Here is a 13,369-nt window from a genome sequence, read left to right as displayed (position 1 = left end):
GCGAGGTCCGCACGTTGACAGGGGGAGACGCTGGACCACCAGCGCAAAGGGTGAAGGTGGGATATATCTGACGGTGTCAATTGCGGTGCGCCGGCCGAAGGCGGAAGCGATGGGAGCTGTGACCGGACAGCCCTATGAGGCTTGCTTCCGTGATCTTTTCGCGATCGCGTACCGCGTCGGCTACCGCATTCTCGGCGACCGCAGTCAGGCCGAGGATGTGGCCGCCGAAGCCTGCGCTCGGGCGTACGCCCGGTGGAAGACGGTCTCCGGCCACTCCGAACCGTGGGTGGCGCGGGTGGCCGGCAACCTGGCGTTGGACGAGGTCCGCCGGCTGACTCGCTGGCGCAGGCGCGAGAGCGCGCTGCACGAACGGGACCTCGGCGGCGATCCGCATCGCGCCGAGCGGCTGGACCTGCAGCAGGCGCTGCAGCGGCTGTCCAAGCGACAGCGCGAGGTGCTGATCATGCGATACGTCGCGGACATGTCCGAGCGGGATGTCGCGGAAACCCTTGGCTGCTCGGTGGGCACGGTGAAATCCACCGCATCCAGGGCGATGGCGTTGGTACGAGCTGGACTGACCGCTGGAGAGGAGGTGCGCAATGATGCCTGACCTGGATTTTCGTCACCTTGACGATGGCGAGCCGCCGTACGCGTCGGAGCCTCGGCTGGACGCCGTACGCACCCGTGGCCGGGCCATTCGGCGCCGCCGCCTCACCATCGCGACCGCCACCGCGGTGACCGCCCTGGTGCTCGCCACCGGCGGTGTCCTCGGCGTGGCCGGCCCGTATTTGCGGCACCACCAGGCGATCTCCGCGGCCGGGCAGGGCGGCAACTTAGCGACCGGGTCCGGCGAGCCGTCGCAGTCACCGGACGCCACGCCGACGTACGCGGGGCACGTGCCGGCCGGGGGCACCAGCGTCTCGGCCACCTTCACCACGACCGGTGTGGACCCGTACTACCTCAACGTCAACGTGCAGGCACTGCTCAAGTCCGGATGGTTGACCCCGGCCAAGAGCGGCGCCGATGTCTGTGTGAAGAACGCGTCCTACCAGGCGGTCGGGCCGCATCAGCCGGGCGACCTGCTGATCAGCGCCGACGCCGCCGGCCGGATCGTGCTCGTCGAGACCAGCAGCCCCGCATATCGCACCCCCAGCGGCATCGCGGTGGGCAGCACCGAGGACCTGTTGGTAAGGACGTACGGCAACCTGTCCTCGATCCCGAACAAGACAGGTGTCATGGCCTACACCGAAACCGTCGGCGGCTATTCGATCGGGTTCGTGGTGAAGAACGCGATCGTCGCGCAGATGTACGCGGGCAATTTCGCCAACGTCAGCGACTTGCTGAACGGCGCCTTGGTGCGGTGCTCCAGCCCTCCCACCGGCCGATAGCCACCCACCGGCCGACCGCGGTCGGTCACTCCTCGACGGCCGCGTCCCACTCCCAGGCCGGGATGGGCTGGCCGGTGGCCGTGCTGCCGGCGCCCGCGTATTCCAGCAACACCAGCGCGATGTCGTCGTCGAGCAGGTTCCGCACCCAGTCGCGCAGGGCGTTTTCCAGCGACATCAGGCCATCCTTGACGGTGCCGTGGCCAAGGATCCGCCAGGACCGCTCGGCCAGCGGGAAGAACTCGCCGTCGCGGCGCGCCTCGGCGATGCCGTCCGTGTAGAGCAGCAGCCGGTCACCAGGCTGCAGCCGTTCGATCCGCGGCCGGGCCACCGGCAGGAAGCCCAGCGGCGGCGCTGGGGCCGGCGGGTCCAGGGGAGTCACCCCGCCGTCGCGTAGCAGCAGGGGTGGTGGGTGACCGCAGTTCAGTACGGTCAGGGTGCCGCCGCGCTCTTCGATGACGGCCGCGGTGACGAAGTCCTCGATGCCGACCGACCGGGCGACCGCCCGGTCCAGGTCCGCGACGACCGCCCGCAGGTCGGCGCGCTCGTGCGCGACATGGCGGAAGGAACCGAGCACGGTGGAGGCGAGCCGGACGGCGTCCAGGCCCTTGCCGCGCACGTCCCCGATCAGCAGCCGGACACCATACGGTGTGTCCAGGGCCTCGTAGAGGTCGCCGCCGATCTCCGCGCCCCGAGTGGCCGAGATATAGCGGTGCGCGACTCTGAGCTGGCCGATCTCCGGGTCGATGTCCCGCAGGATCGCCTGCTGCGCCTCCTTGCCGGCCCGGCCCATCTCGGCGACCGCCTCGCCGTCCCGGCTGCGCAGCGAGGCGAGCAGGCACCCGACGCCGGTGGCCGCGACAACCGCCGCGGTCTGGGTGGCCGAGTCCACCGTGAGCTCGTACGCCTGGATATACGTCCACAACAGGCACAGGCCGGTGCTCAGTGCGCCCACCAGGGCGACCTGCCGGGCCGAGCAGTAGGTCGCGGACAGCAGTGGCGGGCCGACCAACATCGCCACGTACGGCGTGCCGGGGCCCTGTACCCAGTCCAGCACGATGATGAGGAAGGCGGCGGCTATCGCGCCGAGCAGGCAGATGGTCGGGATCGACCCGTTGCGTGCGTCAGATGACCTTGCCACCTGGTCAGCATGCACTCCGCGTGCTCGCGGCGGCACACTAACCCCCTGTTTTCGGGCGGTGGCCGACCGCAGTGACGGTTCCCATCCGCGACCTCCGCTCGGCATCGGTCAGCTGTGTGGCCGGACCGTACCGCGCCGCCGGTCCGCCCTCCTCCAGTTTCGTGCAATCCTCAGCATGTCGCGGACGTGGGTTGAGACCTTTTCCGGACGGGCGGCACTCTCGTACGGCCGGCGCATGAGAGGGTTTCTCCGGTGACCACCGCTTCTTATGAGCAGCTGATCCGAGAGCCGATCGACAACCAGTACAAGGGCTTCCCGCCATCGGAAACCACGTACACGATCGGCACGGTGGCCGCCGCCGGCTGGAACGTGCTGGCCGGCGACCTGCTGTTACCCGCGCTGGTGCTGCACCAGGACGCCCTCGACCACAACCTCGCGCTGATGGCGAAATGGTGCGCCGACCGGAACGTGTCGCTCGCTCCGCATGGCAAGACCCCGATGGCTCCGCAGCTGTTTCTCCGTCAGCTCCAGGCCGGTGCCTGGGGCGTCACCGCGGCCACCGTCAGCCAGGCCCGGATCATGCGTTCCTTCGGCGTACGGCGGATCGTGCTGGCCAACGAGCTGGTCAGCCCAGTGGGCCTGCGCTGGGTCGCGCAGCAGCTCGACGCGGACGAGTCGTTCGAGCTCTTCTGCCTGGTCGACTCCGCGTACACGGCCGACCGGATGGCCTCGATCCTGGCCGCCGCCGGCGCGGTCCGACCTCTCCCGGTGTTGCTGGAGGTCGGCCTGCCGGCCGGCCGTGCGGGCGTACGCGACGACACCGAGGCACTCGCCTTGGCCGAGCACATCGCTGGCCTCCCCCAACTTCGGCTGGCCGGTGTGGAGGCGTTCGAAGGCGTCGCCGGATCCAACCGCGAGCCGGTCACTCTCGCGGCGATCGACGCCGTCCTCGGCCGGATGACAGCCCTGCTCACCGAGATCGACAAGCGCGGTCTCTTCGACGGGGATGAGGTCCTCTTCACCGCCGGCGGCAGCGCGTTCTTCGACCGGGGGTGGTGGTGGCCGCGGAGCAGATCGGCACGCTCAGCCGGCCGGTGCGTACGGTCCTGCGCAGCGGCTGTTACGTCACCCACGACCACGGCTCGTACGAGGTGACCTCCCCGCTCCGGTCCGGCGGTGACGGCCCCGCGCGCTGCGGCCGGCCCTGGAGCTGTGGGCCGAAGTGCTCTCCACCCCCGAGCCCGGCAAACGCCATCGTCGGCTTCGGCAAACGGGACGTCTCGTACGACCAGGAACTCCCGATCCCGCTGACCTGGATCGACGCCGCCGGCACTCGTACCGACGTCACCGGCCGCGCGAAGGTGGGCAAACTCAACGACCAGCACGCCTTCCTTCGATCAGATCTGCCATTGCGACCCGGTGACGTACTGACCTTCGGCATCGCGCACCCGTGCACCGCCTTCGACAAGTGGCGCCTGCTCCCCGTCATCGACACCAACACCACAGTCGTCGACGCCATCCGTACGTTCTTCTGAACCGACCCCCAACTGCGGGCTGTTAGCGAGTCCGGCTATACTCGAACATGTGTTCGAAGAGTGTGGCGGCTGGGTCCGGGGCGGAACGGGTCGCTGTGCTCCTGCCGAGCGATGCGTCGTTATGCCAGTGGCGGCGCCGCGCGACTGTCATCAAAGATGCTGACAGCGTGACGAATTCCAGCCCGATCCCGAGGAGTTGTGGCCACTCTCCGGGATCGGGCTCTTTTCGGTCGTAGGAGGCGGATTACTCGGAGAAGGTGACTTCTGGGGGCGGGCGCCGGAAACCGCGGGTCAGGTAGACCAGGATCACCACTCCGATGACCAACCAGCAAAGGCCGATAAGCAGGGCGTTGCTGTCCAGGTTCGTCAGCAGCCACACGTCGACCGCGGCGCCGATCAGCGGGATCACCAAGTTGAGAATCCATCCAGCCGGGCCCCGTAGGGTCCGCTGCCGCAGCGCGTACGCGATCACGCAGAGATTGACGAACGTGAATGCGGTGAAAGCGCGCGAAGAAGTTGATGAACGATGCCGCCGTGGAGATGTCCAGGAAAATGCCGATCAGCCCGACCGCGCCGGTCAGCAGGATGTTGATCAAAGGGGTGTGGAACCGTTCGTTGACGAACCCGAAAATCTTCTTCGGCAAGACCGAGTCGCGGCCCATCGCGTAGAGCAGCCGGGAGGCGCTGGCCTGCGCGGCGATGCCGGAGGCGAACTGGGTGATCACCAGACCGGCGAGGAAAATCGCGGAGAAAAGCCGGCCGCCAATCACCGCGGCGATCTCGAATGCGGCCGAGTTCGGGTCCTTGATGTGCACGCTGCTCGCCACGAGCTGCGTCGCGTACGAGGCCACCACGAAAATCACGCCGCCGATGATCGTGACCAGCACGATGGCTTTCGGGACCGTACGTTCGGGATCGCGGGTTTCCTCGGTCAGGGTGGTGATGGCGTCGAATCCGAGGAACGAATAGGCGGCGATCGCGGCCGCGGCGGCGATGCCGGAGAGCGTGCTGCCCGGGATGGCCGAACGGGGTGGCGGAGAGGATGCCGGCGGCGCCAGCGGTGGAGGCGGCATGACCGAAAGACAGCACAATGAAGAAAATCAGTACCAAGACCTGCATCGCCATCAGCAGCAGGTTGATGTTCGTCGCCAGTTTCAGGCCGAGGATGTTCAAAATGGTGGTCAGCGCGATAAAAGCGACGATCCACAGCCAGGTCGGTACGCCGGGGAACTCGGCCGAAAGATATGAAGCACCGATCAGCCAGATGACTGTGGGAAGCCAGAAATAGTCCAACAGGACTGCCCAGCCGACGAGGAAACCGACGCGGGAGTCGATGGTTCGGCGGGTGTATGTGTAGGCCGAGCCGGCGACCGGGAAGGCGCGTGCCATTCGGCCGTAACTGATCGCGGTGAAGAGCATCGCCACCAGCGCCAGCAAATAGGCAGTGGGCACGGTGCCATTGGATGCTTTGTCCAGAACGCCAAAAGTGCCGAGCACGATCATCGGTGCCATATACGCGAGGCCGAAAAGGACCAGCGGGCCGAGGGTGAGCGTACGGGTCAACCGTTGCGGGGAATCACTCATGGGGTGCCCTCCTGCTTCGGGGTCCAGGTTCTCGGGTCGATCCGGCCGCCGTAGACGGGCAGCTCGAGCGGCTCGTCGTCGGGCCGGAACTGGTGCCACATCCGGTTCAGCCCAGCCGTGCCATAAGCGCGTACGCGCGCCACCTCGTCGAAGTCGATCACGTCGGTGAGCACCTCCGCGGCCCGGCCGGCGCGCACCCGTACGCGCCCTTCCGGGTCGACGACCAGGCTCTGCCCGACACCGGTCGGCGCGGCCGCGTTGGGGCTCACCACGAAGACCTGGTTGACGATCGCGTTCGCCCTGGTCAGAACCAGTTCCTGGGCCCGGTCGGAGGTGGTGGTCTGGGTGGGATTGATGATCACCTCAGCTCCCATCCAGGCCAACTGCCGGGCCACCTCGGGGAACCACGCGTCGTAACAGATGGACAGCCCCGGCCGAGCCCGGGCAGGTCGATGACGGTGAAGCCGGTGCCTGGACGGTACGGCTCGTACGGCCGCCAGGGGAAGCATTTGCGGTATGTTCCGGCCAGTTGGCCGTCCGGCGAGAACAGCGCGGCGGTGTTGTAGACAGCAGTACTGTCCGCGCGCTCGCAAAGCGTCCCGGGCAGCAGCCAGATGCCCAGCTCGCCGGCCAGCTCGGCCAGATCGCGGGTTCGGCGGCCGCCGATGGGCTCGGCCAGCTCCGGATTGCCAGCCTGGTCACCAAAAAGATGCAGTTCCGGATAAACGACCAACCGGGTTTGTGGAAAGCGATCCAGGGTCGCGCGTACGTCCGCGGCGAAAGCGCCCAGGTCCACGCCGGACGTGCGCACCGGCAGCGGGTCGGACTGCACCAGGGCGATCGGCAACCAGCGAGGCATCAGCTCAGCATGCGGCCGCTCTCGCCGCCGCGCCATCCACGGGACGGTTGTGGTCACCACAACGCTGAAAAAAGAAAAATCGGCGAAGGCGGCATAGATTCGCTAGGGCTGTGGCGTCTGAGTGTGGGTAAGACCGAGAAGGGGTGGAGTGGACAGCGAGGCGAAGCGGCAGTTCGGGGAGTTTGTGGCGGCACGGACCCCGGCGCTGATGCGCCTTGCGTACCTGCTCGCCGGGGACCAGCACCGGGCCGAGGACCTGCTGCAGACCGCGCTCACCAAAACCCTGGTGAGATGGCGGACCCTGCGGCACGAGGATCCCGAGGCGTACGTGCGCAAGGTTCTCTACCACGAGCAGGTCAGTTGGTGGAGGTGGGCGGCCCGCCGCCGGGAGACCACCGTCCAGCAACTGCCGGAAACCCCGACTGCCGATCCGAGCCAGCAGACCGACCTGCGGCTGCAGGTCCGGCAGGCGCTGATGCGCCTGACCGGGAAGCAGCGCACGGTGTTGGTCCTGCGGTATTTCGAGGATCTCTCCGAGACGCAGGTCGCGGAAATCCTCGGTTGCTCGGTCGGGCACTGTCCGAAGCCAGACCCACAAGGCCGTCGCACGGCTACGCGTACTAGCGCCCGAGCTCGCCCGCCGCACCGAAATCCTGGAGGCCAGGTCTTGAGCAGCCAGTTGGAGGACGTGCTTCGGGACACGCTGCGCGATATCTCCCAGGAGGCAGTTCCCTTGAATCTCACCGACCAGGTCGTCCGCCGCAGGGTCCGTCGACGGATCGCGCTGACCACCGCCGGGGTGGCGGTGCTCGGCGCCATCGGCCTCGGCGCGGCTCCGTTTGCCTTCGCCGCCAGTTCGACTCCGAAACCGGCGCCGGTGGCTCCGCTGCCGGTCAAGCCGCCCTGTGCGGTGCCGGCCCCGCTGCCGGTGAAGCCGCCGGTCAAACGCAGCGGCGCGCCGACGGCGGTGAAACCGGACGTACCGCCCATGCCCGCGTGCACGACGCAGCCGCGGCCGCCGCGGCTGGGCACCCCACCCGTGTCGCCGCCGCGTGCGGTGCCTGCCAAGCCGGGAGCGGCGCCAGCGCAGCCGGCGAATCCGCCGCACGCCGCGCCCGCGCCGGTCCGGCCCCCGCACACAGTGCCCGCGCCGGCCCAGCCGCCGCGCATCGCGCCCGCGCCAGCGCGTCACCGCTGACGTACAAACAAAAAAAAAAGTGCGGCGACCCCGAGCGGGTCGCCGCACTTTTCGTTGTCAGATCCTAGAAAGCCCGACCGGGCAGGTCGTTGCTGAGCCCGGGCGCAGCCTTGGCCTGGCTCTTCGCAGCGGCCGCCGTCGGCGTCGGATGCGGGTCGCCAACGCAGGTCACGTCGGTCTTGGGCAGCTTGCCAGTGAGCAGGTAGTCATTCCCGTACCCGAGGGTGCAGGTGTTCTTGCTCTGGTAGAGGTACTGGCCGTGGTTGAACTGGCCGGTCACCGTCACCAGCTTGGATCCGCGCAGCGCCTTGTGCATGTTCAGCGCCCCGTCGTACGGCGTGGCCGGGGTCACCGGTCGCGTTGAACAGGAGGATGTGTTCGGCACGTTGGTGCTGCCGACCCTGGTGGCCTGCCGGGCACCGTACGGCCAGAAGGCGCACGGCATGTTGAACCACAGGTTGCCGTAAACCAGGAACGGATACTTCTGGTATTGCTTCGCCGCGTCCCCGTACCACTTCTGCAGGTTGTGCGGCCACACCTGGTCGTTGCAGCTGACCACGGTGTAAATGGTGTTGCCGTTCTCGCCGGCGAGGTCCGTCGGGCCGTACTGCGCCAGGATCCCGGCGTCGTCGTGCTTGTTGACGTAGTCGCTGACCGCCTGCGCCAGGGCCGGCCAGGTCGAGTCGGAATACATGTCGCCGGAGCCCGCGTTGTCGAACTCCGCCGCGCCGACGACTCCGCCGGCCGGGTTCTTCTTCAGCGCGGCACGCATGCCGTACCAGGCCTTGGAGACCTTCGCCTCGGTGGTGCCCAGGTGGAACACCGCGTCGTTGCTGGCGATCCACCGGAGGAACTCGTGGAAGGACTTGTCGAAGGCGACGTTCTGGCCGAGGTTGTCGTCGTACCAGACACCGGTCGGGTCGACGTTGCTATCCAGGATGAACCGGCGTGCGTGGGTCGGGAACAGCGTCGCGTAGACCGAGCCGAGATAGGTGCCGTACGAGTAGCCCAGGTAGTTGATCTTCTGCTCACCGAGTGCGGCCCGGATCACGTCCATGTCCCGCGCGGTGTTCGGCGTGTGTTGTAGAACTGCACGTCCGAGCCGTTCTTGGACAGGCAACCGGCGGCGTACTGAGCGGACCGCCCGGTGTTGATCGCGATGTCGCGGCGGGAGGTTGGGATCGGGTCCGGCACCGGCGCCTGGTAGAAGGTGGCGGGGGGGTCGACGCAGTAGATCGGGTGCGACAGGCCGACGCCACGCGGGTCGAACCCGATGATGTCGTACGCCTGCTTTAACGAGGTGGGCAGCCGGTTCTGCACGCTTTGCGCGTACGCGACACCGGTGCCGCCAGGCCCGCCACGGTTCACGAACAGCACGCCCTGACGCTGCGCCGCGGTGCCGGTGGCTTTCGCCCGGCTGATCACGATGTTGATCTTTTTGCCGTACGGGTGCGCGTAATCCAGCGGGACCGACACGGTCGAACACTGAATCGTGGCCGGATATCCGGCGGGGCAGGCGCCCCACACCACCGACGAGGTCGTCGTGGTCGGCGGCGAGTTTGCCTGTGGTGCCGCTGAAACCGCTACCGGGCTGGTCAGGATCCCCATTCCGACAGCAGCCACCGCACCGACCGCCATGAGTCTCTTCATAGAGCCTTCCCTCCTGCCGGCCGCACCGGTCTGGTGAAGCCGCAGGTCAGGATGCTTCCAGAGATTTCCGGGCGGCGAAGCCGGTCCGGTAAAGACGCTATGGGAATTCCCCGATACCTGTGCCGATGGGTGTTTTTCCTGACCGCGAGGGCAACCCCGAATCGATGATGTGACGTACTGCATTGACGCGTTTGTCGGCAAGGTCAAGGTCAACTGTGGCATCCATGGGAAACCGGGACGCCTGGGACGACAACGGTGAGGACCTCCCCGCCGAGTTGGTCCAAGTGCGCCAGTTGGTCGCGGCCGAAATCCACCGGCAACTGGCCATGCGGCACGACCTCATCCAACTCCCGGACGTCACCGAGGTCGCGTACGCGGTGGCCGAACGGCTCGGGCAGGCCTTCCGGATCGAATGGGCCCCCGTCTGGGAACAGGACCGCAGCGACGACGACGAGTCGCTCGGTCCGGACGGTGCCGCCTTCTACGGGTCGCGGCTCGCCCAGTCCGATCGCTACCCGATCTTCGACCACGACTGGCCAGCTCGCCAGTAGCCACTCTTTGCGCAGGTAACCGGCAAAACCGATCCGCACGGTGAATCTCCCCCGGCGAGACGGCAGAATGGGACCTTATGAGCGAAGAACGGCGAGATAACTGGTTGGCGAAGGCCTACCGAGAGGCGTCCGCCGCCGGCGACGCCGCCCGGCCACGGCCGAGAGGCATCTGCTGGAGCTCGTCGAGCTGCACCCGGAATCGGCCTGGCTCTGGTTCAACCTCGGACTTTTCGCCAAGCGTCGCCGGGACTGGGCGCAATGCGCCCGGCTGAACGAGCGCTCGCTGGAAATCGCGACCGAAGCGGAGGATCCGGCGGCCTGGAACCTGGGCATCGCCGCCACCGCGATGGGCGACTGGCCGGTCGCGCGGCGGGCGGGCGTGGTCGACGTACGGCGTCACGATGCCGGACGGTGACGGCGAACCGGTGATGGACTTCGGTCTGGTGCCGATCCGGCTCAACCCGGAGCCGCGGCACATCGGCGAGACCCGGCTCCAGATCGACGGACAGTTGCACGACACCGAGGTGGTCTGGTGCCGCCGCATCGATCCGGCCCGGGCGATCATCCAGAACGTGCCGACCCCGGAATCCGGGCACCGGTTCGGCGATCTGGTCCTGCACGATGGCGAACCGGTCGGATCCCGGAAGATCGATGGCCAGGAACGCGGAGTTTTCCAGGAAATCGCCCTGTTGCGTCCTTCCGAGAAGCCGACGCTGCGGTCGGTGGTCTTCTGCCCGTCCGAGGCCGACGCCCAGCAGCTGCAATCGGCCTTCGAAGCGGCTGACCTGGGCGCCGAGGACTGGACGCAGAGCGTCCGGATGCTGTGTAAATCGTGCAGCGAGGGCAATCCCGACCCGAGCCACGACCATGGACCGGTGGAGTGGGATCCCGAGCGCGACTACGGCATCGGTGCCACCTTTGGCGAGGCCGACCAGGTGCTGCGCCAGTGGGCACTCAGCGGGTCTGACCGCTCGTACAGCAGCCCGGAGCGGGCCTTCTGACCTCACATTCGCGAACTCTTTGGACTAAAGTGCCGGAATCGATTGGCCGTCGCGCTCGTCGTCCCAGGCCATCGAGCTCATCTTCCAGCCGTCCGGGGTCCGGACGAACTGGGTGGAGATGACTCCGCGTCCCTGGGTCGCGACGCCGTCCAGCACCCCGGTTTTCGCGTACGTGCAGAGATGGTGAGCGACCTGCCCAAAAGTGTCGATCCGGTGCTCGATTTCGGTCTCTTCGAAGGAAGTCAGCCGCCCAACGTCCACCAGCGCCTGCCGGGGGGCGATGAACTCCGCGACGGTCATGATCTCCGGCTTGGACTCGGAGTTCTTGATCAGCAGCCCACCCTCGATGAACAGGTCGTAGATCTGGTCGTACCGAGGCTTTCCGGCTGTCTCGAACGAGACCGCGCGGAAGAATTCGGCCGTACGCGCGGTGAGTTCCTTCTCCACCAGGTCCAGTGACTCCATTTCACCAGCCTGGCTTACCCCACTCGGATTCTTCAAGCCGTGGACCCGGAGTCTGCCCGTTCGGCTCCCGTGATCGACGGTGGTCGTGGTTGGCTGGAGGTTCGCTTGTGAAGGGCGGATGTGTGAGGGGATGCGTGGCGGCGGCATGGGCGCCCAACCATGCGCCGGCGCGTACGCCCAGGTCATCCATCCCGGCGCGATCCGCCTTGGTGACCCGTACAACTGGCGTGACTAACGTTGGGGACCAGTCGAAGGTTGCCTCAAGTTGGGGGACTACACATTGAATGGAATTCGTATAAGTTTCTGACAAGCTGGGACGCATGCATTTATTGCTTGTTCCTCTTGTCTTGCTGTCCGGCCTGACGGCCCCTGATTCCCTGCCGGCGTATTCCGCGACCACCAAAACGGTGACGGCCGCCGACCTCGGTGCCACCTGGCATTCGGGCTGCCCGGTCGGACCGGCTCAGCTGCGAATGATCAGCCTCACTTATTATGGAATGGACCAAAAAGCGCACGCCGGACAGTTGGTGGTCAACACCGACCGGGTCGACCAGACGATCAAGATCTTCGGTGAGCTCTACCGGATGCGTTATCCCATCGCGAAAATGGTGACACCGGACCATTACCCCAACGCCGACGACGAATTGTCCATGGAAGACAACAACACTTCGGCGTACGACTGCCGGGACATTCCCACCAGTGGCGCCTTGTTGTCGTACCACGCGTACGGCCGCGCGATCGACATCAACACCCTCATTAACCCTTACCACGACTCGCAAGGCGTGCAGCCCAAGAACGGCGGTCCCTACCTCGACCGTACGAGAAAAGACCCCGGCATGCTGCACGATGGTGACAAAGCCGTACGGGCCTTCACCGGCAACGGCTGGACCTGGGGCGGCGACTGGCACACCCTCAAGGACTACCAGCACTTCGAGCTGGCGTAACCGCTTCCGCGCCTGACGACGCGACCGTCGGGCCCCGCCTTCTGCTCCCACCGCGGCGCCAACCACGGTGACGTCACTGAGAAAGCGCAGCGCCGAGAGCGGCTCGGCTAATGGCCCATTGATGGCCTGCTCCCCGAGCATCCACCGAGCCACGAGTGATGACGGCGCATGCCCAGCTTCGTCCCGGGGTAGGTGCGCACGGTGAGGGTGACGATCCGGCCGCCGCCATTGCCGATTTGCGGATCGCGGTCGCGGTCTGATCGGAGTCCGGGGCGCTACAGGAGCTCACAATGACATTGCATGTCGCCAAAGTGGAGCGGATGACGGGAATCGAACCCGCACTCTCAGCTTGGGAAGCTGAAGTTCTACCATTGAACTACATCCGCAGAGCGCTTCGAACACTCTAGCAACCCGGCCCCGCGACCGAGGCAAGGGCTGCCGCCAGTACGCTCGCGGACGTGCTGCTCTCTCGATCGTGACCTGCTGAAGGCCATTGACGAAGGCCGGTTGGGCCTGGATCCGTGGGAGCCTGAGCTCATTCAGCCTTCCAGCATCGACGTACGGCTGGACCGCTGGTTCCGGGTCTTCAACAACTTGAAATACACCCACATCGACCCCTCCCGGCAGCAGGACGACCTGACTTCGCTGGTGGAGACCGATCCGGACCAGCCGTTTGTGCTGCACCCGGGCGAGTTCGTGCTCGGGTCGACGCTGGAAGTGGTCAGCCTGATGGATGACCTCGCGGCCCGCTTGGAGGGCAAGTCGAGTCTTGGGCGGCTGGGGTTGGTGACGCATTCGACGGCCGGTTTTATCGACCCTGGGTTCTCCGGGCACGTGACATTGGAGCTGTCGAACCTCGCCAACCTGCCGATCCAGTTGTGGCCGGGGATGAAGATCGGCCAGATCTGTGTGTTCGAGCTGTCGTCGCCGGCGGAGCATCCGTACGGAAGCGACAAGTATGGCTCGCGTTATCAGGGCCAGCGCGGTCCGACCCCGAGCCGCTCGTTCCAGTCCTGGCGCACCTGGCCTACCAGGTAAAACGGCCTACCAGGTAAA

15 protein-coding genes, 1 tRNA gene and 2 pseudogenes are annotated in these 13,369 nt (G+C 66.6%); 9 read left to right on the top strand and 9 right to left on the bottom strand.

Annotation, left to right across the window (positions count from 1 at the left end; translation table 11 throughout):
• The first annotated feature begins 109 nt into the window (after positions 1–109).
• Both GNX96_RS09440 and GNX96_RS09435 read left to right on the top strand, forming a co-directional pair.
• Positions 110–610 carry a sigma-70 family RNA polymerase sigma factor gene (locus GNX96_RS09440; RefSeq protein WP_163567783.1) on the top strand — a complete coding sequence of 167 codons (501 nt, stop codon included), beginning with the start codon at positions 110–112 and terminating at the stop codon, positions 608–610.
• Positions 600–1,388: a hypothetical protein gene (locus GNX96_RS09435; RefSeq protein WP_163567782.1), complete on the top strand. Its 789-nt coding sequence runs from the start codon at positions 600–602 to the stop codon at positions 1,386–1,388. The genes GNX96_RS09440 and GNX96_RS09435 overlap by 11 nt, the downstream gene beginning before the upstream one ends.
• A 25-nt stretch (positions 1,389–1,413) precedes the next feature.
• Here GNX96_RS09435 and GNX96_RS09430 read toward each other — a convergent pair whose 3' ends face one another.
• Entirely contained in the window at positions 1,414–2,562 is a 1,149-nt protein-coding gene (locus GNX96_RS09430) for a PP2C family protein-serine/threonine phosphatase (RefSeq protein ID WP_279579870.1), read from the bottom strand.
• Positions 2,563–2,778: 216 nt separating this feature from the next.
• Here GNX96_RS09430 and GNX96_RS09425 point away from each other — a divergent pair, with 216 nt between their 5' ends.
• Both GNX96_RS09425 and GNX96_RS09420 read left to right on the top strand, forming a co-directional pair.
• Positions 2,779–3,681 (top strand): alanine racemase, encoded by a 903-nt coding sequence (locus tag GNX96_RS09425; protein WP_163567780.1) that lies wholly within the window; start codon positions 2,779–2,781, stop codon positions 3,679–3,681.
• Positions 3,585–4,061 carry a type III PLP-dependent enzyme domain-containing protein gene (locus tag GNX96_RS09420; protein ID WP_163567779.1) on the top strand — a complete coding sequence of 159 codons (477 nt, stop codon included), beginning with the start codon at positions 3,585–3,587 and terminating at the stop codon, positions 4,059–4,061. Before GNX96_RS09425 ends, GNX96_RS09420 begins: the two co-directional genes overlap by 97 nt.
• Positions 4,062–4,180: 119 nt before the next feature.
• Here the strand turns inward: GNX96_RS09420 and GNX96_RS09415 are convergent, their stop codons facing one another.
• From GNX96_RS09415 to GNX96_RS62965, 3 genes and pseudogenes are all read right to left on the bottom strand, one after another.
• Positions 4,181–5,134 (bottom strand): APC family permease, encoded by a 954-nt coding sequence (locus GNX96_RS09415; protein ID WP_390623958.1) that lies wholly within the window; start codon positions 5,132–5,134, stop codon positions 4,181–4,183.
• A 13-nt stretch (positions 5,135–5,147) separates the two neighbouring features.
• Positions 5,148–5,564 (bottom strand): annotated as a pseudogene (locus GNX96_RS62970) (APC family permease); the annotation flags it as partial.
• Positions 5,565–5,641: 77 nt separating this feature from the next.
• A pseudogene (locus tag GNX96_RS62965) lies at positions 5,642–6,504 on the bottom strand (carbon-nitrogen hydrolase family protein).
• Between the two features lie 148 nt (positions 6,505–6,652).
• Between GNX96_RS62965 and GNX96_RS50370 the strand changes: the two are divergent.
• Positions 6,653–7,702 (top strand): SigE family RNA polymerase sigma factor, encoded by a 1,050-nt coding sequence (locus GNX96_RS50370; protein WP_279579867.1) that lies wholly within the window; start codon positions 6,653–6,655, stop codon positions 7,700–7,702.
• A 64-nt stretch (positions 7,703–7,766) separates the two neighbouring features.
• Here GNX96_RS50370 and GNX96_RS09395 read toward each other — a convergent pair whose 3' ends face one another.
• Together GNX96_RS09395 and GNX96_RS09390 are read right to left on the bottom strand one after the other, a co-directional pair.
• Positions 7,767–8,759: an alpha/beta fold hydrolase gene (locus GNX96_RS09395; RefSeq protein ID WP_163567777.1), complete on the bottom strand. Its 993-nt coding sequence runs from the start codon at positions 8,757–8,759 to the stop codon at positions 7,767–7,769.
• Positions 8,750–9,352, bottom strand: a complete 603-nt coding sequence (locus GNX96_RS09390; protein WP_163567776.1) for an alpha/beta fold hydrolase — start codon at positions 9,350–9,352, stop codon at positions 8,750–8,752. Before GNX96_RS09390 ends, GNX96_RS09395 begins: the two co-directional genes overlap by 10 nt.
• Positions 9,353–9,576: 224 nt before the next feature.
• Between GNX96_RS09390 and GNX96_RS09385 the strand changes: the two genes are divergently transcribed.
• Positions 9,577–9,903: a hypothetical protein gene (locus GNX96_RS09385; RefSeq protein ID WP_163567775.1), complete on the top strand. Its 327-nt coding sequence runs from the start codon at positions 9,577–9,579 to the stop codon at positions 9,901–9,903.
• Positions 9,904–10,018: 115 nt separating this feature from the next.
• On the opposite strand, the gene GNX96_RS50365 is transcribed toward GNX96_RS09385, so the two are convergent.
• A complete protein-coding gene (locus GNX96_RS50365) occupies positions 10,019–10,303 on the bottom strand; it encodes a hypothetical protein (protein WP_279579866.1) in 285 nt (94 codons plus the stop codon).
• A 1-nt stretch (position 10,304) separates the two neighbouring features.
• Between GNX96_RS50365 and GNX96_RS09380 the strand changes: the two genes are divergently transcribed.
• On the top strand, positions 10,305–10,904 hold the full coding sequence (locus GNX96_RS09380; protein WP_163567774.1) for a hypothetical protein: 600 nt from the start codon (positions 10,305–10,307) through the stop codon (positions 10,902–10,904).
• Between the two features lie 24 nt (positions 10,905–10,928).
• On the opposite strand, the gene GNX96_RS09375 is transcribed toward GNX96_RS09380, so the two are convergent.
• On the bottom strand, positions 10,929–11,369 hold the full coding sequence (locus GNX96_RS09375; RefSeq protein ID WP_163567773.1) for a hypothetical protein: 441 nt from the start codon (positions 11,367–11,369) through the stop codon (positions 10,929–10,931).
• Positions 11,370–11,716: 347 nt separating this feature from the next.
• On the opposite strand from GNX96_RS09375, the gene GNX96_RS09365 reads away from it, so the two are divergent.
• Complete coding sequence (locus tag GNX96_RS09365; RefSeq protein ID WP_279579865.1) at positions 11,717–12,313, top strand: M15 family metallopeptidase; 597 nt, start codon at positions 11,717–11,719, stop codon at positions 12,311–12,313.
• 312 nt (positions 12,314–12,625) lie between these two features.
• Here GNX96_RS09365 and GNX96_RS09360 read toward each other — a convergent pair.
• Positions 12,626–12,699, bottom strand: a tRNA-Gly gene (locus GNX96_RS09360).
• A 94-nt stretch (positions 12,700–12,793) separates the two neighbouring features.
• On the opposite strand from GNX96_RS09360, the gene dcd reads away from it, so the two are divergent.
• Entirely contained in the window at positions 12,794–13,351 is a 558-nt protein-coding gene (gene dcd, locus GNX96_RS09355) for a dCTP deaminase (protein ID WP_279579931.1), read from the top strand.
• The last annotated feature ends 18 nt before the right edge of the window (positions 13,352–13,369 follow it).

This window comes from Fodinicola feengrottensis (assembly GCF_010993775.1).
Lineage (GTDB): Bacteria > Actinomycetota > Actinomycetes > Mycobacteriales > HKI-0501 > Fodinicola > Fodinicola feengrottensis.
This window is presented reverse-complemented; position numbering and strand designations above follow the sequence as displayed.

Coding starts and splice junctions, on each gene's coding strand:
- GNX96_RS09375 (WP_163567773.1), bottom strand. CDS start 11,369: ATGGAGTCACTGGACCTGGTGGAGAAGGAACTCACCGCGCGTACGGCC.
- GNX96_RS09395 (WP_163567777.1), bottom strand. CDS start 8,759: ATGGACGTGATCCGGGCCGCACTCGGTGAGCAGAAGATCAACTACCTG.
- GNX96_RS09415 (WP_390623958.1), bottom strand. CDS start 5,134: ATGCCGCCTCCACCGCTGGCGCCGCCGGCATCCTCTCCGCCACCCCGT.
- GNX96_RS09435 (WP_163567782.1), top strand. CDS start 600: ATGATGCCTGACCTGGATTTTCGTCACCTTGACGATGGCGAGCCGCCG.
- GNX96_RS09390 (WP_163567776.1), bottom strand. CDS start 9,352: ATGAAGAGACTCATGGCGGTCGGTGCGGTGGCTGCTGTCGGAATGGGG.
- GNX96_RS09380 (WP_163567774.1), top strand. CDS start 10,305: ATGCCGGACGGTGACGGCGAACCGGTGATGGACTTCGGTCTGGTGCCG.
- GNX96_RS09440 (WP_163567783.1), top strand. CDS start 110: ATGGGAGCTGTGACCGGACAGCCCTATGAGGCTTGCTTCCGTGATCTT.
- GNX96_RS09385 (WP_163567775.1), top strand. CDS start 9,577: ATGGGAAACCGGGACGCCTGGGACGACAACGGTGAGGACCTCCCCGCC.